Origin of the sequence: Pseudomonas cerasi (genome assembly GCF_900074915.1) — a bacterium.
GTDB classification, from domain to species: Bacteria; Pseudomonadota; Gammaproteobacteria; order Pseudomonadales; family Pseudomonadaceae; genus Aquipseudomonas; species Aquipseudomonas cerasi.
The window spans coordinates 146,232-165,436 of the sequence record NZ_LT222319.1; the positions used below are offsets into that span (position 1 = coordinate 146,232).

General features: G+C 60.1%; 16 protein-coding genes and 1 pseudogene. 13 read left to right on the plus strand and 4 right to left on the minus strand.

The features are described from left to right. The first annotated feature begins 110 nt into the window (after positions 1-110). The gene (locus PCPL58_RS03080; protein ID WP_002555839.1) at positions 111-410 is read left to right on the plus strand and encodes a hypothetical protein; all 300 of its coding nucleotides are present in this window, start codon (positions 111-113) and stop codon (positions 408-410) included. 148 nt (positions 411-558) lie between these two features. Here the strand turns inward: PCPL58_RS03080 and PCPL58_RS03085 are convergent, their stop codons facing one another. After that, positions 559-1,446 (minus strand): SDR family oxidoreductase, encoded by an 888-nt coding sequence (locus PCPL58_RS03085; protein WP_065348791.1) that lies wholly within the window; start codon positions 1,444-1,446, stop codon positions 559-561. A 97-nt stretch (positions 1,447-1,543) separates the two neighbouring features. On the opposite strand from PCPL58_RS03085, the gene PCPL58_RS03090 reads away from it, so the two are divergent. The 3 genes and pseudogenes from PCPL58_RS03090 to PCPL58_RS31975 all read left to right on the plus strand — a co-directional run. Further along, complete coding sequence (locus PCPL58_RS03090) at positions 1,544-2,365, plus strand: helix-turn-helix transcriptional regulator (protein ID WP_065348792.1); 822 nt, start codon at positions 1,544-1,546, stop codon at positions 2,363-2,365. 283 nt (positions 2,366-2,648) lie between these two features. Next, positions 2,649-3,323, plus strand: coding sequence for an HAD family hydrolase (locus PCPL58_RS03100; protein ID WP_065348794.1), 675 nt, complete (start codon positions 2,649-2,651; stop codon positions 3,321-3,323). A gap of 9 nt (positions 3,324-3,332) precedes the next feature. Continuing rightward, positions 3,333-3,506, plus strand: a pseudogene (locus PCPL58_RS31975) (DUF4411 family protein); the annotation flags it as partial. Here PCPL58_RS31975 and PCPL58_RS03105 read toward each other — a convergent pair. Further along, complete coding sequence (locus PCPL58_RS03105; protein ID WP_065348795.1) at positions 3,425-3,679, minus strand: hypothetical protein; 255 nt, start codon at positions 3,677-3,679, stop codon at positions 3,425-3,427. The pseudogene PCPL58_RS31975 and the gene PCPL58_RS03105 sit on opposite strands and share 82 nt — an antisense overlap. A gap of 83 nt (positions 3,680-3,762) precedes the next feature. Continuing rightward, positions 3,763-4,233, minus strand: a complete 471-nt coding sequence (locus PCPL58_RS03110) for an Lrp/AsnC family transcriptional regulator (protein WP_003435089.1) — start codon at positions 4,231-4,233, stop codon at positions 3,763-3,765. A gap of 371 nt (positions 4,234-4,604) precedes the next feature. On the opposite strand from PCPL58_RS03110, the gene PCPL58_RS03115 reads away from it, so the two are divergent. The 9 genes from PCPL58_RS03115 to PCPL58_RS03155 all read left to right on the plus strand — a co-directional run bounded on the left by PCPL58_RS03115 (position 4,605) and on the right by PCPL58_RS03155 (position 17,578). Further along, positions 4,605-5,759, plus strand: coding sequence for a cysteine desulfurase family protein (locus PCPL58_RS03115; RefSeq protein WP_044310391.1), 1,155 nt, complete (start codon positions 4,605-4,607; stop codon positions 5,757-5,759). A 1,204-nt stretch (positions 5,760-6,963) separates the two neighbouring features. Continuing rightward, positions 6,964-7,788 (plus strand): energy transducer TonB, encoded by an 825-nt coding sequence (locus PCPL58_RS03120; RefSeq protein ID WP_083188305.1) that lies wholly within the window; start codon positions 6,964-6,966, stop codon positions 7,786-7,788. Between the two features lie 74 nt (positions 7,789-7,862). Further along, the gene (locus PCPL58_RS03125) at positions 7,863-8,549 is read left to right on the plus strand and encodes a MotA/TolQ/ExbB proton channel family protein (RefSeq protein WP_065348797.1); all 687 of its coding nucleotides are present in this window, start codon (positions 7,863-7,865) and stop codon (positions 8,547-8,549) included. Further along, the gene (locus PCPL58_RS03130; protein ID WP_002555939.1) at positions 8,549-8,950 is read left to right on the plus strand and encodes an ExbD/TolR family protein; all 402 of its coding nucleotides are present in this window, start codon (positions 8,549-8,551) and stop codon (positions 8,948-8,950) included. Before PCPL58_RS03125 ends, PCPL58_RS03130 begins: the two co-directional genes overlap by 1 nt. Positions 8,951-9,049: 99 nt before the next feature. Continuing rightward, on the plus strand, positions 9,050-11,875 hold the full coding sequence (locus PCPL58_RS03135) for a TonB-dependent receptor (protein WP_065348798.1): 2,826 nt from the start codon (positions 9,050-9,052) through the stop codon (positions 11,873-11,875). A 143-nt stretch (positions 11,876-12,018) separates the two neighbouring features. After that, a complete protein-coding gene (locus PCPL58_RS03140) occupies positions 12,019-13,902 on the plus strand; it encodes an extracellular solute-binding protein (protein WP_065348799.1) in 1,884 nt (627 codons plus the stop codon). A 1-nt stretch (position 13,903) separates the two neighbouring features. Continuing rightward, a complete protein-coding gene (locus PCPL58_RS03145) occupies positions 13,904-14,971 on the plus strand; it encodes a microcin C ABC transporter permease YejB (RefSeq protein ID WP_065348800.1) in 1,068 nt (355 codons plus the stop codon). After that, positions 14,971-15,993 (plus strand): ABC transporter permease, encoded by a 1,023-nt coding sequence (locus tag PCPL58_RS03150; protein WP_003435077.1) that lies wholly within the window; start codon positions 14,971-14,973, stop codon positions 15,991-15,993. Before PCPL58_RS03145 ends, PCPL58_RS03150 begins: the two co-directional genes overlap by 1 nt. 1 nt (position 15,994) lies before the next feature. Continuing rightward, positions 15,995-17,578, plus strand: a complete 1,584-nt coding sequence (locus tag PCPL58_RS03155; protein WP_065348801.1) for an ABC transporter ATP-binding protein — start codon at positions 15,995-15,997, stop codon at positions 17,576-17,578. Between the two features lie 9 nt (positions 17,579-17,587). Here PCPL58_RS03155 and PCPL58_RS03160 read toward each other — a convergent pair whose 3' ends face one another. Next, complete coding sequence (locus PCPL58_RS03160; protein ID WP_065348802.1) at positions 17,588-19,084, minus strand: methyl-accepting chemotaxis protein; 1,497 nt, start codon at positions 19,082-19,084, stop codon at positions 17,588-17,590. Positions 19,085-19,205: the final 121 nt, after the last annotated feature.

The following is a 19,205-nucleotide window of genomic DNA, read 5'->3' on the forward strand; positions in this document are numbered from 1 at the left end:
CTCATTACCGTTGGCGCGGTGGAATAGCCGACGCCGGGAACGATCCGCGGCGGCTATTCGTCAGACCTGTATCGGCTCACTGAAAAAGGTACAGCACAATGGACAAGGCAATGGAAAAGACGATCACCGTGGACCAACTGGCTAAAACTGACCTCAGATCAGTTAAAGAGATATGGCTTGGTGATACCCATACTCAGCTATGTCTGTGGCGTGGCGAACAAGTCGTCACACACGACATGCTCAGCGAGGGTACCCACGATCAGAACAATAGTCGCCTGCACTTGCAACTGGTCAACCCTGACGACCGGGCTGCAGTGGCCAGCGTCGAGGCGCTCGTTCGTGAGCGGCTGGAAAGGATGGGAAGCAAGGGTGAGTTTTATCCCGCTGAGAATGCGGATACTCACCAGTAATCACGCTGATTACACGCGATTCTGTAGGGTCCTTGGGCTGCGTTGCCAGACTGTAGATGTGTGACGCAGAGCGTCACGAACTGCATGCCAACGCAGAGCATTGGCACGATGATCATCTGCAATTGCAGAGTTGTTCCGCCTGCAGACACTACCCCTTCAAACAACCTTCCAAATCCTCAATCAAACCTGGCCCCTTGGGCTGCCAGTCCAAGCGTTTGCGTGTCTTGTGGCTCAGGCTGCTCATGTCCTTGGCCACAAATGTCGACAGCCAGCCAAAGTGTGCGGCAGCTTCATGGGCGGGCAAGGCCAACGTGGGCAGGCCGAGGTGTTCTCCGATGGTTTCGGCAATCAGGCGGAAGGTGATGCCTGATTCGGCAGTCGCGTGATAACGAGCCCCCGGCTGATGTTTCTCCAGAGCAAGACGATACAGGCGCGCCGTGTCTTCAAGGTGCGCTGCGGACCACTGATTAAGGCCTTGGTCGATATAGGCCGAGCAGCCTTTCTCCTTGGTCTGTTTGATGACTTCGCTGACCAAGCCCTGTTTGACCGGGTTATGAATTTGCGAGAGTCGCATGACGACTATGTTGACGCCACGTTGCAACAGCGCCTGCCCGGCGAGTTCCGATGCGACGCGAGGGTTGGGGTGGGCTGGGTCGAAGTGGTCTTCGTCTGCGGCCTGCCCGGGTGCTGAAGAGCCCATCGCCGTGCTGGAGGTGATCACCAGCGGACGCGCAGAGCCGGCCAGGGCAGAACCCAATACGTCGATAACGCGAGCGTCGTGCTGGCAGTTGGCGACGAAGTGCGCGAAGTTGTGATCAAACGCCGTGTGAATCACCGCGTCGCACTTCTCCACGCCACGCTGAAGGCTGGACAGGTCTTCGATATCACCGCGATGCGGGTCGGCTCCCATGGCAAGTAGAGCTCGAGCACCCTCTTCTGAACGTGTCAGCCCCACTACCTGATGGCCTGCGTTGATCAGTTCCCAAGTGACGCGAGTGCCAATAAAACCTGTGGCGCCGGTTATAAATATGCGCATAGTCAAATCTCTCTTTGCTGAAGTCGGCAGAGTGCGCGTAACGTTTATCCCGTAAAAGACGTGACGTTATCAGGGTATAAAAACCAACAGGATCATCATGGCCAACCCGCTGGGAACGTATTTGAAGGACTGTCGGGCGCGTCTGGACCCTGCGAGTCTGGGGCTTTCCACTGCGCGTCGACGCACGCCAGGCTTGCGTCGGGAAGAAGTTGCCCAGCGCGCCAATATCAGCGCAACGTGGTACACGTGGCTGGAACAAGGACGCGGCGGCGCGCCGTCTGCTCAGGTTCTGGACCGGATCGCGCAAAGCCTCCTGATGACCGAGCCCGAGCGGCAACACCTGTTCATGCTCGCTTTTGGTCATCTGCCCGAAGTGGTCTACAGCGCGCCCGAGGGCGTATCGCCACGCTTGCAGCGTATTCTGGATACGCTCGCGTTCAGCCCTGCTTTTATCAAGACCGCCACCTGGGATGTTTTGGCCTGGAACAACGCTGCGGCAGCTGTATTTACTGACTACAGACTGCTGCCCGTAGAGCAACGCAACATCCTGCGCCTGATGTTTTGCAACGCTGGCACGCGTGCAAAGCAGGACGATTGGCAGGCCGTCGCGCGCTTTATCGTCGCCGCATTCAGGGCCGACGCGACCCGTGCCGGAGCCGCCTCGGAACTCCGTGAACTCGCTGACGAACTCTGCACCCTCAGCGCTGATTTCGCTGCGTTGTGGCGCGACAACGATGTGCGTTTACAGGGCGAAGGCACCAAGCGCCTGCGGCATCCGGTTCATGGGCTGATTGAGCTGGAGTATTCGGGTTTCGCAGTGGATGGCCGGCCGGATCTGTCGATGATTGTTTATAACCCGGTTACCCATGAGGACGCAGCGCGGGTTCAGGCGCTGGTGGAGGGTTACGTACAGCGTTAATGCGGCTGGAGAGTCTTCAACCCGACTGGAAAGCCATCAGGCTTTTCTGCTACCAGGTCGCCCTTCCGCCCGAAAGATCGAACCGCCATTCCATCACGTACTCGAAAGTGTGTGACCTCAAAAAACCAGCCCTTTCCCTCCATCTGGCAATGCCGTATTCGAAGCCCCGGTACAGCCCTCGCTTCATTGATGATCGCCGCATTCCGACACCGCCGAACAGGTGTCGACCACAACGCCCCGAACCTCGCCAGATGGTCAATCCGCATTCAAAAAGAGTAACCCTATGAGACCCCAAACCTCCTTCATCTTCGACCTGGACGGCACGCTGACCGACAGCGTTTATCAAAACGTTGCCGCCTGGAAAGAAGCACTGGACGCAGAAGAAATCCCGCTTGCGATGTGGCGTATTCACCGCAAGATCGGCATGAGCGGCGGACTGATGTTGAAATCACTGTCGCGTGAAACCGGCTTGAACATCAGCGAAGAACAAGCCGAACGGCTCAGCGAGAAACATGCTCAGGCTTACGAGCGGCTGCAAGGACAGATCATCGCATTGCCCGGCACCGTCGAGTTGCTGGAGACGCTCGACAAGGAAAACCTTAAGTGGTGCATCGCCACCAGCGGCGGGATCGATACGGCTACGATCAATCTGAAAGCACTGAAACTGGACATCAAAAAGATCAACATCGTTACGCGCGATGACGTGAGCTATGGCAAGCCTGACCCCGACCTGTTTCTGGCGGCTGCAAAGAAGATAAACGCTCCGATTGACGAGTGTCTGGTGATAGGGGACGCGATCTGGGACATGCTGGCGGCACGTCGCTGCAAGGCAACCGGCGTCGGTCTGCTGTCGGGTGGCTATGACATAGGCGAGCTTGAGCGTGCTGGCGCGTTGAGGGTTTATGAGGACCCGCTGGATCTGCTGAATCATCTGGACGAGATTGCTTCTCGGCCTTGAGTCGGCGTATTCATCATCCCCAACCTCTGTGAACAGCTCAACGTCCCTTACATGAACACGTTTGAGCTGTTACACCACCTCAGCGCCATATTTGTGCTCCCTCAGCCCGGCGAAACACCACCACCCTTATCCGCGACGATATCCGGGTCATCCGAATACACTTCCGGCTCGTCATCTTCGTAAGCCTCGTCGCCTTCCGTGCGTTTCTTGACCTCGTCGCCGCGTTCCGAACCGACACCGGGTCTGTTCGCATTCATGGCGAGGACCGGGTCTGCTTCACGGTCGTACTGGCCGAGTTGCGGGCTGGCGGGGTCTTCTTTGGGCACGCTGTGTGTGAGTATGTGATCGGTTGTCATGTCAGCCACCTTTTTCGTTTGCCAAAGAAAGTGGACGTGGCATCGGGCTGAGGGTTCGATTCAATCGATGAGCGTGGCGGTGCTCAGCCGCCAAACGATGCGTATTGCAAGGGCAGGCCGGTGGTGAATTTGATCTGTTCCATGGCGAAGCTGGAGCTTACGTCGCTGATCCCGGGGATGCTGATCAGTTGTTTGTACACCGCGTCGTACCCTGCGATGTCGGCTACGACGATGCGCAGCATGTAGTCGGTGTCGCCTGCCATGCGGTAGCACTCGACTACTTCAGGCAGCTCGCCGACGGCGGCGTGAAACTGTTCGAGCCAGGCGGCGTTGTGCTGGTTGGTGCGGATGGCGGCGAAGACGCTGACTGAGACGTTCAGCCGTTGCGGATTGAGCAGCGCGACCCGGCGGTCGATGATGCCGGCCTCTTCCAGCTTTTGGATACGTCGCCAGCACGCGGTACTGCCCAGGCCGATACGCTCGGCGATGTCCGCCACCGCGCGGGTGCAGTCGGTTTGCAGGATGTCGAGGATTGCCCGGTCGAATTTGTCCATTAGCGGTTTCCTGCGTTAGTCGCTTTACACTGATCGTTCCTCACGCTCCGCGTGGGAATGCCTGTCATGACGCTCTGCGTCACCCAACGGTGCAGCCCCTTGCATCCTCGGATTGGACGCGGAGCGTCCAGAACTGAATTCCCACGTGGAGCGTGAGGAACGATGGGTGTCTGGCTGCGATTCTGCGCCTGAAGCAGCATCCTAGAATTTTTAATCGTAAAAATCCAAGCGTAAGCGAATATTTTTTCGCTTTGGCTGCTCGTATCCGTGTAAATATCAAAAAATTTTCGCCTGCGGATCAGTAATCTTTCAAGCAGTCGGTTTGGTAATGCCAGCCCTTGATTTTGACTCGATTACAAAGCGAATTGCCCATGACCACTTCTGCGCTCTATCTGGATTACGCCGCCACCACGCCTGTTGATGAACAGGTCATCGAAGCTATGGTTGCCTGCATGGGGCGCGAAGGTCATTTCGGTAATCCGGCATCCAGCGGGCACGGTTATGGGCAGGTGGCGCGGCAGGCCGTTGAACAGGCACGCGCGCAGGTGGCCGATGCGGTGGGTGCGCCTGTCGACACCATTGTCTGGACCTCCGGCGCAACCGAGTCCAACAACCTGGCGATCAAGGGCATCGCCCATGATGCCAGCGCGCAGCGCCGTCACATCATCACCAGCGTGCTGGAACACAAGGCCGTGCTCGACACCGTCAGCACACTGGAGCGCCAGGGCTTTCCCGTCACTTGGCTGAGGCCGGACGCTCAGGGCCTGATCCAGCCTCACGCCGTACAGGCTGCATTGCGCGAAGACACGCTGCTGGTATCGCTGATGCTGGTGAATAACGAGTTGGGTACGCTGACCGATATCGCCAGCATTGGCGCGCTGGTACGCGAGCACGGTGCGCTGTTTCATGTGGACGCTGCGCAGGGCGTCGGCAAGGTGAAGGTCGATCTGGCGAGTCTGGCCGTCGACCTGATGTCGTTCTCGGCACACAAGGCCTACGGCCCCAAGGGTATTGGCGCGCTGTACGTGGGCCCACGCGCGCATTCGTTGCTGAAAGCGCAGATCCACGGCGGCGGACATGAAGGCGGCTTTCGTTCGGGCACCTTGGCCACCCATCAGATCGTCGGCATGGGTACAGCCTTTGCGTTGGCGATCAGCCAGGCCGACGCTGAAAACCGTCGTATCGAAGAGCTGAGTCGTCACCTGCGCGAAGGCCTGCTGAGCTTGCCGGATGTGCAGCTCAATGGCTGTCCGCAACAACGCATTCCGCACACCCTGAACCTGTGCATCACCCGCAGTGGCTTCACCAGCTCGCAGCTATCCCACAGCCTGGCGTTGTCCTCGACGTCCGCGTGCAACTCGGCCAGCAATGCCCCCTCGCATGTGCTGCTCGCTCTGGGCATGGACTCCGCCAAGGCCCTGGCCAGCGTGCGCGTCAGCCTTGGCCGCTATACCACGCAGGCAGATGTCGAGCGCGCCATCGAGGTGTTCAGCAAGGCGCTCAGCGCACCTGCTGCGTTCTGGTAATTCACCATGCCTACTGGCCGCCCTAATCCCGGGCGGCTCTCTCCCAGCGCACCCGCGCCACTCTGCCGAGTTGATACCCGCCAGGGTCTATGACTGCGCCTTGCAGCCGCAAAAACTCGTCTTCAGATGAAAATGTACCCCTCCAGATACAAAAAGACACAAATTGGCACAGTTCTTTCAAGTGGAACGGTCGTGCCATAAACCATTGGTGCACGCTGCATTCATGGGGTGCCTACACGCACCAAAGTGCAGTCCACGGACGTCAGAGCGTCCACAAACAGTGCAGGAGAGCAGACCACAAGTCTCGCTGCCCGCCAGGAAAGGAATCTAGCTGTGCCCTATCAGTCTTGCGTCAGACCACCGTTACGCTGGCAATTCACACCTTGGGCATCACCTGCCTCAAGCGATGCCGGCACGGCCGCTTCAACCTTGTCCCGATCTGCGCGCTGTTATTCGACCGCCCTGCACGTCTGGACTTAAGACATTTCGCGTGTGCCTTGAATGTTCTGATGATGAATCAGCGCCTTGCACGCCTGTGCGCGTCATTAAGTACACACGGGGTTGTTTTTAATTAAAAGACGGTCGACCTATAAAGAGTGTCCGACACTTTATTTTGAGTGATTTCATTTTGCCATCATCTAAAAGGGTGGCGTTTATTTCAATAACCACAACTGTCCGCACAACCGCCATACCCACACGGAGTATTGTTTTTATGAGGCGCTGATCAACTAACGCACCAACGTGGTCCTCGTGACACAGTATTGGTGCATTTAAAAAAGTGACTTGCAGGTCATGATTTTCGAACGCGTCTGCTCATGCAGAGGGTCATTGGTTGCCTGTTTTTTTGTTCAAGGTCTTATTCATATCTGCCGCTTTGAAGTCAACGAAATCGGGAATCGATAAATAGTTATACGAATGCGACACCCGCTCTGCATCAGCGGTTCCAGCGAGGGCTTTCTGGCACAGCGGTTGCAATGTAAGCATTCAGGAACATCGCTGTACGTCCCCGTACATGACGATAAGCAAGCAAGGATCTGCAATGTCAGTGCCCTGATTCAAGACGTCCTTTAACCGTTTGAGTTCGCCGTGTGCGCACCCACCGCGTTGCCCTGCCTATCCACAATATGCAGGTCTCCATCAATCGAACAGTTACCCATTGTTCGAGCGGAATCTTATTGCCCTTTAACTACCCGAGGGAGCGTTAATGAATGATGCGGTAATAATGAAAGCGGTTCCCTCTCCCTCGTCCGATGACACTTCGACGGCGTGGCAGGGTATTCCTTTCAGCGCCAATACGTCGCGTCCGGGCGGCCTTAACAAGCCGCAAGTAATGGTGTTGATTGCTGCGTCAGTCCTTATTCATGGTGCGATCTGGTGGTACATGCAAACTGCCCAGCCAGACGTCCCGGAAGTTGCACCACAAGTTCCGGAAATGACCATTGAACTGACCAGCCCTACGCCACCCGCACCGGAACCGCCGCCGCCCGAGCCACCACCTCCGCCGCCGCCTCCACCGCCTCCCCCCGAACCGGAACAACCGGTCGAGGATCCGGACGCGGTCGAGCCGCCGCCCAAGCCAGTGGAAAAGCCCAAGGTCGAGAAGCCCAAGCCGGTCAAGAAAGTCGAGCCGGTGAAAAAGCCGACGCCGCCTGCGCCAACGCCTGCCGCCGCACCCAGCCCGCCCGCGCCGCCAACACCTGCGCCCGCGCCGCCGGCACCTGCTGCGCCACCGGCTCCGGTCAAGGAAAGCGCTGCGGTATCCGGGCTCGCCAGTCTGGGCAATCCGCCGCCGGAATACCCGGGGCTGGCCTTGCGACGCAGTTGGGAAGGTCGCGTGATTCTGCGCATCAAGGTGCTGCCCAACGGCCGCGCTGGCGCTGTCGAGGTGACCAAATCCAGCGGCAAACCGGTACTGGACGAAGCGGCCGTGGAGGCTGTGCGCAACTGGAAGTTCATACCGGCCAAACGCGGTGACACGCCGATAGAAGGCTTCGCGACGCAGACCATCGACTTCAAGTTGCCGGAATGATCCGGCACCTGACAACCGACACTTCAATTATTAAAGCTGGTGAGGTTTAAACCATGAACGCATCGCTCTCTTCCATGATCGTCCCGGCCGTGCTCTGGGCACTGATTCTGTTTTCCGTATTGAGTTGGGCACTGTTGCTGATCAAGTCGGCGCAGTACGTGCGCCAGAAGTCCCAGAACAAACAGTTCACCAAGGCGTTCTGGAGCGCACCGGACCTGCTCACCGCTGCCGAGCATTCTGCGCAATACCCTGGCGCGCTGGCGCGTATCGCCAACAGTGGCTTTGAAGCCATGGCGGTCGATGAGTCGCCGCGCACCACGCAACAATTGGCGCACACCATCAACCGCTCGGACCGTCTGGAGCGCAACCTGCGCCAGCAGATACAAAAAGAGCGGCGCGCGCTGGAAAGTGGCCAGGCGATTCTCGCCAGTATCGGCAGCACCGCGCCCTTCATTGGCCTGTTCGGTACCGTCTGGGGGATCATGGAAGCACTGCAAAGCATCGGCGCGACCGGCTCGGCCAGCCTCGAAGCGGTTGCCGGCCCCATCGGTCACGCGCTGGTCGCCACCGGTGTGGGTATCGCCGTAGCCGTGCCAGCAGTGTTGATCTACAACTTCTTCCTGCGCCGCCTCAAGCTCGCCGTGGCCGACATGGATGACTTCGCCCACGACTTCGACGCCCTCGCCCAGCGCAGCGCCTTCGCGGTCACCCGTCAGCCCATCGCCAGCAAGAATGGCCATGCCGTTCGGGAGGCCAGCTAATGTCTTTCTCCACTCAGGACAGCGATGAAGTACTCAGCGAAATGAACGTCACGCCGCTGGTCGACGTGATGCTTGTGCTGCTGGTGGTGTTCATCGTCACCACGCCGCTGATGACCAACGCGATCAAGGTCAACTTGCCCAAGACCGACGCAGTCGCCCCCGCCGAGAAGAAAAACCCGGTGGTGGTCAGCGTCGATCAGGACGGCAAGTTCTACCTCGCCAAATCGGAAATCGCCCCGGAGCTGCTGGAAAAAAGCCTGCAGGACGAAAAGGCCAAGGACCCGGAAATCCGCGTTCAGTTGCAGGCCGATACCGCCGTGAATTATGGCCAGGTGGCCAAGGCCATGGCCTCCATCGAACGCTCCGGCATTACGAAGATATCCGTCATGACAGCGAAATGACGCTCGACTGACCGGGTGGCTTCGCCTCGCGAAGCCGTCTGACCCGACCCCCGTGAATGCGGTTGTCCGTGGGCTGAAAAGCCCCTGGAGGGGAGCGGCTTGCTGGAAAAAGAAGAAGTGGAACTCCCGCTCGGCACAACCGCGTCGGGAACAGAGGGCTCACAAGGCCATTTCAATAACGTCTGGACCAAGTCGGAACTAACCATGCTGATGAATCTTCCCGGTTGCACCCTCAAACCACTGGCCCTCGCGGTCCGGCGTCATCCACGTGCCCTGCTCTGTGCATTGGCCATGGGCATGAGCGGTGCCCAGGCGGCAGACGCCGTCGATGCGGACACCAGCGGCTCGGCCGTGTCCACCAGTGCAGCGGTTGTGCCTGCCACAACCCAACTGCAACGTGTAGAAGTCACCGGTTCGGCAATCCGCCGGGTCGATGCCGAAACCGCCGTGCCGATTACCATCCTGCGCGCCGACGACCTGAAGAAACAGGGCGTGACCACCACCCAGGAAATGGTCCAGCGCATCACCGGCAGCCAGTCGATCAACAACAGCGCAGGCTCGGTCGGCGCCGGAACAGGTGGTGCCTCGTTTGCCGATATGCGCGGCATCGGCGCCAACAAGACGCTGGTACTGCTCAACGGCCGCCGTCTGGCCAATAACGCACTGTCGGGTGTGGGCACGCCCAACGGCAGCGCCATCGACCTGAACATGATCCCTTTTGCCGCCATCGACCGTGTGGAAGTATTGCGTGACGGCGCCTCGGCGCTATACGGGACTGACGCCATTGGCGGTGTGATCAACTTCATCACCAAAAAATCCCTGACCGACGGCAGCCTGACACTGGGTGGAGAAACCCCGACCGCCAGCGGCGGCGGTGCCACCAAGGACATGAGCGCCAGTTGGGGCTTTGGCGATCTGGAGCAAGACCGCTTCAACGTCATGGGTGTATTCAACTACAACAAACAGCAAAACCTGGACGCCAACGACCGCTCGTTTGCCAGAGATTACGTGCCAGGACGCGGGCTCAATCAGACCTCCGGTACGGCCTATCCCGGCAATTACTTCCAGGGTGACAACTCTGCGAACCCGCTGGGCAGAAACTGCGGCGGCCCTAACCTGATCGCCAGCAACGGCATCTGCCGGTTCAGCACCCGTGAATACATCGACCTGATCCCGCAAACCGAAAAGACCTCGTTTTTTGGCAAGGCCACCGGCAAGCTGGCAGACGATCATAACGTCAGCCTCGAATATTTCTGGGCTCGTAACAACAACCATACCGATATCGGGCCTGCGCCCCTTACCGGCCTGTCTCTGGACTCATCGTCGCCTTTTTATCCCGGCAACGGCATCACTCCGGCACCGACCGACTTTACTCTCGACCCGACCCAACCGATCAGCACAGCCTGGCGAGAAACCGCAGCCGGGCCACGCGGGTCCAGCGACCAGAACACCAGCCAGCGTTTCCTGCTGAACTTCGACGGCCTGGTGGGCGGCTGGGACTACAACGTAGGTGCTTCTTACAACCAGAACAAAGTCCTGTCATCGCTCACCAACGGTTATGTCAGTGACGCTGCAATGCTCAACGGCCTGGCCAATGGCACCCTTAACCCGTTCGGCCCGCAAACCGCTGCCGGTCAGGCACTGATCGATGCCAACGAATATCACGGCCAGTACTCCAGTGCTGTGGGCCGGGTGGCCGGGCTCGATGCGCGCATCAGCCGGGAAATCGGTGACTGGTTCGGTGCAGGCCCTGCGGGTCTGGCGTTGGGCGGCGAATACCGCAAAGAGAAAATGCATCAGCAGTACGAAGCCTACGTCAACGACATCAGCAGCCTGGGCGCAGATGCCGCCGGTAGCGTCGAAGGCGACAGGAGCGTCAAGGCGGAATACGCCGAACTGAACTTGCCCGTGCTGGACAGCCTTGAACTGACCGCCGCCGTCCGTCACGACAAATACAGCGACTTCGGCAGCACCACCAACCCGAAATACTCGTTCCGCTACCAGCCGTTCAAGCAACTGGTGGTCCGTGGTGCCTACAGCGAAGGTTTCCGCGCGCCGTCGCTTTACGAGCTGTATGCCCCGCGCAGTACGACTTTCACCCAGGGCTATTACAACGACCCGGTTCTGTGTGCCGGTGGCGTCGTCCAGCCGGGTGGTAACGCCGGTCGTGATTGCCAGCAGCAGTTCCTCAACAATGGTGGAGGCAACACCGAGCTGGCCCCGGAAAAAGCCCGCAACATGACGCTGGGCTTCGTCTATCAGCCGGTCAACAACCTGTCGATGGGCCTGGATTTCTGGTGGATTCACATTTCCAACCAGATCCAGGCGTTCCCCGAGTCGACCGTGTTCGATGACCCCAACACCTACGCCGACCGCTACGTGCGCGCTGCCGACGGTTCGATCGCCAATATCGTCACCGGCAACGCCAACCTGGGCATCGTCAAGACCATCGGTGTCGACGTAACCCTCGACTATCGCTTCCCGAACACGCCTTATGGTCAGTTCGGTCTGGGCATGACCGGCACCTATGTGACGCGTTATGACTTCCAGAACATCATCGACGGCCCGTACACCGACAAGGTCGGCGACTTCCAGGGCGACGGCGTGATTTCGCGTTGGAAACACGTGCTGACCGGTACCTGGGCACTGGGCGATACCCGCGCCTCCATCACCAACCGCTTCACCAGCGGCTACAACGACTACGACCGCACCACCAATGCGCGGGTCGCGTCGTATGCGCTGTGGGACATGTCGGTGGGTCATACCTTCGACAAAGTGCTGGATATCGACGCCGGTGTGCGCAACATGTTCGACCGCAACCCGCCGTTCTCCAACCAGGCCTACAACTTCCAGTCCGGCTACGACCCTCGTTACGCCGACCCGCTGGGGCGCACCCTGTTCGCCCGCGCGACTTACCACTTCTGAGTGTGACGACGTGGCCCATAACGCTCCGTGGGCCACGTCAGATTGCGAGCTCGCCCCCTCCGGCCCAGGTTTCATCCGCCTTCCCCGGCCGGGGGCTTTTTCGCAGTGTTCCGTCATTCAGTGCGTACGAGGAAAGCCCCACCATGTCGCGTCTTAACCGTTTTCTGCGGCGCCTGCTTCTGGGTGTTGCACTGTGCAGTGGCTGGCAGACTGTGCTGGCGACGCCGACCCACGCCTTGACCGTCTATGGCGAGGCACCGAAATACCCGGCCGGCTTCCAGCACTTCGATTACGTCAACCCGAACGCTCCCAAGGGTGGTTCGCTGACCCGGTCGGCGGAAGAAATTGGCCAGTTCAATTACCTCAATCCCTACGTCGATCAGGGCATCAATGTGCGCGAGGTCGACAGCTGGGTGTACTCGCCACTGGCCTATCGCTCGCTGGATGAGCCGTACACGGTGTATGGCCTGATCGCGGAAAAGATGGAGATGGACCCGGACGGTCTGTGGATTCGTTTTTTCCTCAACCCCAAAGCGCGCTTCGAGGACGGCAAGCCCGTCACCGCCGAAGACGTGCGCTACACCTTCGAGCTGATAACCACCAAGGCCAGCTTCAGTTATCGACCCATGTTCGCCGACGTCAAAGAGGTGACCATCGAAGGGCCGCTGCAGATTCGCTTCGACTTCAAGAACAACCTCAACCGCATGCTGGCGCTGGACATCGCCAGCCTGCACATCCTCCCCGAACACTGGTGGAAGACCCGCGACTTCGCCAACGGCGGCGGTTTCGAGCCGCCTTTGGGCAACGGGCCGTACCGGGTCGCCAAGGTTGACGCCGGGCGCAGCGTCACCTTCGAACGGGTCAAGGACTGGTGGGGCAAGGACCTGTCGGTCAGCCATGGCCTGTACAACTTCGACACGCTCACCGTGAACTACTACGGCGACACCGAAATCGCCCGCCAGCTGCTGCAGGCCGGGACGTTCGACTACAACCGCGAGTTCTCCTCTTCAGGCTTCGTGGTCGGCTACAGCGGCCCGGCGATTGACGACGGGCGCCTGCAAAAGCGCATCCTCGCACCGCAACGTCCGGTCGCCGCGCAGGGCTTTGTGTTCAATCTGGACAAACCCATGTTCAAGGACCGCCGCGTGCGCGAGGCGCTGTCGTTGCTGTGGGATTTCGACTGGATCAATCGTCGGGTCATGCGCAATTTCTACGTGCGCGAACAAAGCTATTTCCCGAAAAGCGACATGGCCGCCACCGAGCTGCCGACCCCGGCCGAGCTGAAAATTCTCGAGCCCTTGCGCGGCCAAGTGCCGGAAGAGGTGTTCAGCAAGGTCTATCAGCCACCGAAAACCGACGGCAGCGGCTACATCCGTGACAAGCAGTTGCAGGCCCTCAAGCTGCTGGCCGAAGCCGGTTGGCATCCGAAGGACAACAAGCTGGTCAACGCGGCGGGCGAGCCGATGGTGTTCAGCTTCATCGATGGTCAAGGCGGTTTCGACCGGCTGATTCTGCCGTTCAAGCGCACGCTGGCGCAGATCGGCATCACCCTGGATTTCCTGCGCATCGATTCGGCGCAGTACATCAACCGGCTCAATGCGCGGGACTACGACATGATCGTGGTCAACCTGCCGAAAAACGGTAATCCGATCATTTCCCCTGGCCGTGAGCTGTACAACCTGTACGGCTCGCAAAGCGCCACCGAAGTGGGCAGCTCCAACGCCATGGTGCTGCGCAATCCTGCGGTGGACACGCTGATCGACGGGCTGGTCAGCGCCAATACGCGCAATGACATGGTGCTCTACGCACGGTCGCTGGATCGGGTCCTGCAATGGGGTTACTACATGATTCCCAACTACTACTCCAAGGGCACGCCACTGGTGTTCGCCAACCGTTTCGGCATGCCGGATGTGGCACCGACCTATGACGTTGGTCTGGAAACCTGGTGGCAGATCAGCCCGACGCCGCTGACCAATGCTCAGGCCGCTGCGCTGACCGGCAAGCCTGCCGCCGCCAAGGAGTACTGAGATGCTGGCTTATGTGATTCGACGTCTGCTACTGATCATTCCCACGCTGCTGGCCATTCTGATTGTGAATTTCCTGATCGTGCAGGCCGCTCCCGGCGGACCGGTCGAGCAGGCCATCGCGCGCATTCAGGGCTTCAGCCCCAACGGTGTGGGGGGCGGCGGGGGCGAAGTAGCCGCAAGCGGCACCGCCAGCCGCAGTACGCGCGGGCTGGACCCGGCGCTGATCGAGCAGATCAAGGAACATTACGGTTTCGACAAACCGATGCACGAACGGCTGTGGCTGATGCTCAAGAACTACGCGCAACTGGACTTCGGCACCAGCTTCTTCCGTGGCGCGCCGGTCACCGAACTGATTGCACAAAAGCTCCCGGTGTCGATGTCTCTCGGGCTCTGGGCGACGCTGATCACGTATCTGATTTCCATCCCGCTGGGCATTCGCAAGGCGGTGCGGCACGGCAGCGCGTTCGATGTCTGGAGCAGCACGCTGGTGATCATCGGTTACGCCACGCCCGCGTTTCTGTTCGCCATTCTGCTGATCGTGGTGTTTGCCGGAGGCAGTTACCTGAGCTGGTTTCCGGCGCAAGGGCTGTTCTCGGACAACTTCGACAACCTGAGCACCTGGGGCAAGGTGAAGGACTATCTGTGGCACCTGGTGTTGCCAGTCAGCTCGCTGGTAATCGGCGGCTTCGCCACGCTGACCATCCTCACCAAGAACAGCTTTCTCAACGAGATCAGCCGCCAGTACGTGGTCACGGCGCGCGCCAAGGGCCTGACCGAGCATCGCGTGCTGTACGGCCACGTGTTTCGCAACGCCATGTTGCTGGTGATCGCCGGTATTCCGCAGGCTTTGATCGAGGTGTTCTTCGCCGGCTCGCTGCTGATCGAAACCATCTTCGGCCTCGATGGTTTGGGGCGCATGAGTTACGAAGCAGCCGTCTCGCGCGACTACCCCATCGTATTCGGCACGCTGTTTCTGTTCACGCTGTTCGGCCTGCTGATCAAACTGATCGGTGACCTGTGTTACACGCTGGTCGACCCACGCATCGACTTTTCCGCGAGGAGCGCCTGATGTTCGAGTTCTCTCCCCAGACCCGGCGTCGCTTCGACCTGTTCAAGGCCAACCGTCGCGGTTGGTGGTCGCTGTGGATCTTCATCGGCCTGATGCTGGTGTGCCTGTGCGGCGAACTGATCGCCAACGACAAGCCGCTGCTGGTCAGCTACGACGGGCAGATGTATTACCCGGTGTTGCACACCTACATGGAAACCGATTTCGGCGGCGAGCTGCCTTTCGAGCCGGACTATGCCAGCGATTATGTGCGCAAGCTGATCGCGGCAAAAAACGGCTGGATGCTGTTCGCGCCGATCCCGTTCAGCTACGACACCATCAACTACGACCTGGACGCGCCATCGCCCAGCCCGCCGGACCACATCAACTGGCTGGGCACGGACGAACAGGCCCGTGATGTGCTGGCGCGGGTGTTGTTCGGCGCGCGGATTTCCATTCTGTTCGCGCTGCTGCTGACCGCGATCAGCACGGTGATCGGCGTCTGTGCCGGGGCGATTCAGGGGTACTACGGCGGCATGACCGACCTGATCGGCCAGCGCATTCAGGAGATCTGGTCGGGGCTGCCGGTGCTGTACCTGCTGATCATTCTGTCCGGCTTCGTGTCCCCCAGTTTCTGGTGGCTGCTGGGGATCATGGCGCTGTTCTCCTGGCTGTCGCTGGTTGACGTGGTGCGTGCCGAGTTCCTGCGCGGGCGCAATCTGGAATACGTCAAAGCCGCCCGCGCACTGGGCCTGACCGACGCTGCGCTGATGTGGCGGCACATCCTGCCCAACGCGATGACCAGCACCCTGACCTACCTGCCGTTCATCATCACCGGCGCCATCGCCACCCTCACTGCGCTGGATTTCCTCGGCTTCGGCATGCCGGCGGGCAGTGCGTCGCTGGGCGAGCTGATCGGCGAGGCCAAGCGCAATCTGCAAGCGCCCTGGTTGGGGCTGACCGCGTTCGTGGTGCTGGCCTTGATCCTTTCTCTGCTGGTGTTCATCGGCGAAGCCTGCCGCGACGCGTTCGATCCTCGGAGCTGACATGCAAGACAACCTGATTGAAATTCGCGACCTGCGGGTCGCTTTCAACGGCCGCGAAGTGGTGCATGGCGTCAGCCTCGATATCCGTCGTGGCGAGTGCCTGGCGCTGGTGGGCGAATCCGGCTCGGGCAAGTCGGTCACGGCGCATTCGATTCTGCGTCTGTTGCCGGCGAAAACCGTCAGCACCCAGGGCTCGATTCGTTACGACGGGCTGGATCTGGTCAGCGCCAGCGACAAGCAGTTACGCAGTCTGCGCGGCAACCGCGTGGCGATGATTTTTCAGGAGCCCATGAGTTCGCTGAACCCGCTGCACACGGTCGAAAAACAGATCGGCGAAATCCTCGCGACCCACAAGGGCCTCAAGGGCAAGGCCGCGCTGAGCCGAACCCTGGAGCTGCTGGAACTGGTCGGCATTCGTGACCCGCTGTCACGTCTCAAGGCGTATCCGCATCAACTGTCGGGTGGGCAGCGGCAGCGCATCATGATTGCCATGGCGCTGGCCAACGAGCCGGATCTGCTGATCGCCGACGAGCCGACCACCGCGCTGGACGTGACCGCTCAGGTGAAGATCCTGGAATTGCTCAAGTCCCTGCAACAGCGGCTGAACATGTCGCTGCTGCTGATCAGCCACGACCTCAATCTGGTGCGGCGCATCGCCCAGCGGGTCTGCGTGATGCGTGAGGGCGAGATTGTCGAGCAGGCCGATTGCCAGACCCTGTTCGACAGTCCGCAGCACCCTTACAGCTGTCTGCTGATCAATGCCGAGCCGGATGGCGAACCGGTGCCGTCCACGCACAGCAACACGCTGCTGTCGGTGCAGGACCTGAAGGTCTGGTTCCCGCTGGGCAAGGCCTGGTTCAAACGTGAGCCGCAGTATGTGAAGGCGGTGGACGGGGTGAGTTTCGAGCTGCTCAAGGGCAAGACGCTGGGCATTGTCGGCGAGTCGGGTTCGGGTAAATCGACTTTGGGTCAGGCGATTTTGCGCCTGGTCGATTCAGAGGGCAGCATACGCTTCGGCACCAAGGAACTGAGCCTGCACAGTCAGCACCTGATGCGCCCGTTGCGCCGCCAGTTGCAGGTGGTGTTTCAGGACCCGTTCGGCAGCCTCAGCCCGCGCATGACCGTGGAACAGATCGTTGCCGAGGGCCTGGTGACGCACAACATCGGTACGCCGAAAGAGCGGGAACAGACGGTGATCCGCGTGTTGCAGGAAGTCGGCCTGGACCCGGCCACCCGGCATCGTTACCCGCACGAGTTTTCCGGCGGTCAGCGCCAGCGTATTTCCATCGCACGGGCGTTGGTGCTTGAACCGGATCTGATCCTGCTCGACGAGCCGACCTCGGCGCTCGACCGGACCGTGCAAAAGCAAATCGTCGCCCTGCTGCGTGACCTGCAAATCCGTCGCGGTCTGACGTACCTGTTCATCAGCCATGACCTGGCGGTGGTTCACGCCCTGGCCCATGATCTGATCGTGATCAAGGACGGCAAGGTGGTCGAGCAGGGCCTGTCCCGCGAGATCTTCGCCGCACCGCAGCAGGCCTACACTCAGGAACTGCTGCGCTCGTCGGGGCTGGTGTTTGCCTGAGCCCGAAAGCTACGCGTGAAAGCTCTGGCCCAGCGCTTCCAGGCGAATGGCCAGCGGCGACAGGCTCTGGCTGCTGGTCGCCAACACACCGATATTGGCAGCGGTGTGCTCGGCGATGGTCTGTACCGAGCGCAGCTGATCGGCAATTTCCCGGCTGACGGTGGACTGTTGTTCGGTCGTCGTGGCAATCAGGCCGTTGAGCTGGGTGATATGGCCGATGCCTTCGCCGACGGCGCGCAAGGATTCCGAAGCGCGCTGGCTGTCCTCGACACAACGCCCGACGCCCTGCAGGCTGTCGTTCATGGCCGTAGCGGCCTGACGACTGCCTTTTTGCAGGTCTTCGATGATGGTCTGGATTTCCTTGGTCGACGACGCTGTGCGCTGCGCGAGGTTGCGCACCTCGTCCGCCACCACCGCAAAGCCTCGGCCCTGCTCACCGGCGCGTGCGGCTTCGATTGCAGCATTGAGGGCCAGCAGGTTGGTCTGCTCGGCAATGCTGCCGATCACGTCCAGCACTTTGCCGATCTGTTCTGACTGGTTGGCCAGGGCCTGTACGGTTTCATCGGTGGTCGTGATGCGTGCGGCAAGCTGGGTGATTTCGCTCTGCGCACGGTCGACACTGTCGCGCCCGTGGGCGACCTGATCGCTGGCGTCACCGGCCCGCTGCACGGCTTGCGCGACGTGGCTGGAGATATCGTTCATGGCTTCGCCCATGCGCTGCATGGCGTTGGTCATGCGGGCGATTTCACTGAGCTGATGCTGCGCACCGGTTTCCAGCGTACCACTGGCCTTGGCGAGGTCATGACCCAGTTCGCCCAGCCCGCGAGTGTCACGTACCACACCGTCGACCAGGCTGGTGATCTGCGCCAGAAACTGCTCGAAACGTTGCGCCAGCGAGACATGTTTGCCCGAGCGCTCGCTGGACTGGCTATCGGTAGAGAACTGGTTGGTGGTGGCCAGCATCCGGTCCAGCATGTCCTGATTCTCGACCGCCTCGGCCTGATTCTGCACGGCCAGGTAAACCAGAATCGCGCTTTCAACGACTACATACACCGCATGCACAAGGACCATGCTCCAGCCGAAGCCGTGGTGCATGACGTACACCGGGAAGCCGGAGTGCTGCAAGGCATGGAAAACGATGTGGTGGAGAGCGATGGTGACGGCAGCGACCAGAATCGGCAGCCAGTCGCGGTAGAAGGTCAGCACTGCCAGCAGGACGAAGATGCCGAAATGTATCTCGACCTGCCCGTGGGTCTGATTGATGTGCAGCGCGGTCATGACCATCAGGCCCACACCGAAACAGCAACGCATCAATCGGGTGCCGCCGATGGCCCGATACAGCCCGGTCAGCACCACCGCGGTGCCGCCACCGACGATGACTGCCTGGGTGAAGGTGTCGAACCAGAACGCCAACCCGAGCGCGTAGATGAACAACAGCCAGATCAGACCCAGCATGATCCGGTCGGCCTTGCGGTAATGGTCAAGGAAACGAGGGGCTACGGGCATCGAACACATCCTTTTGAAATCCATGGCGACAGGGGCTCCTGCCGGTTTTCAAATCTGCACGAGCAAAAGCCCGGCCAAAGTGCCGTCCGGATAGTAGCCCTATGCCAGAATTTCAGAAATA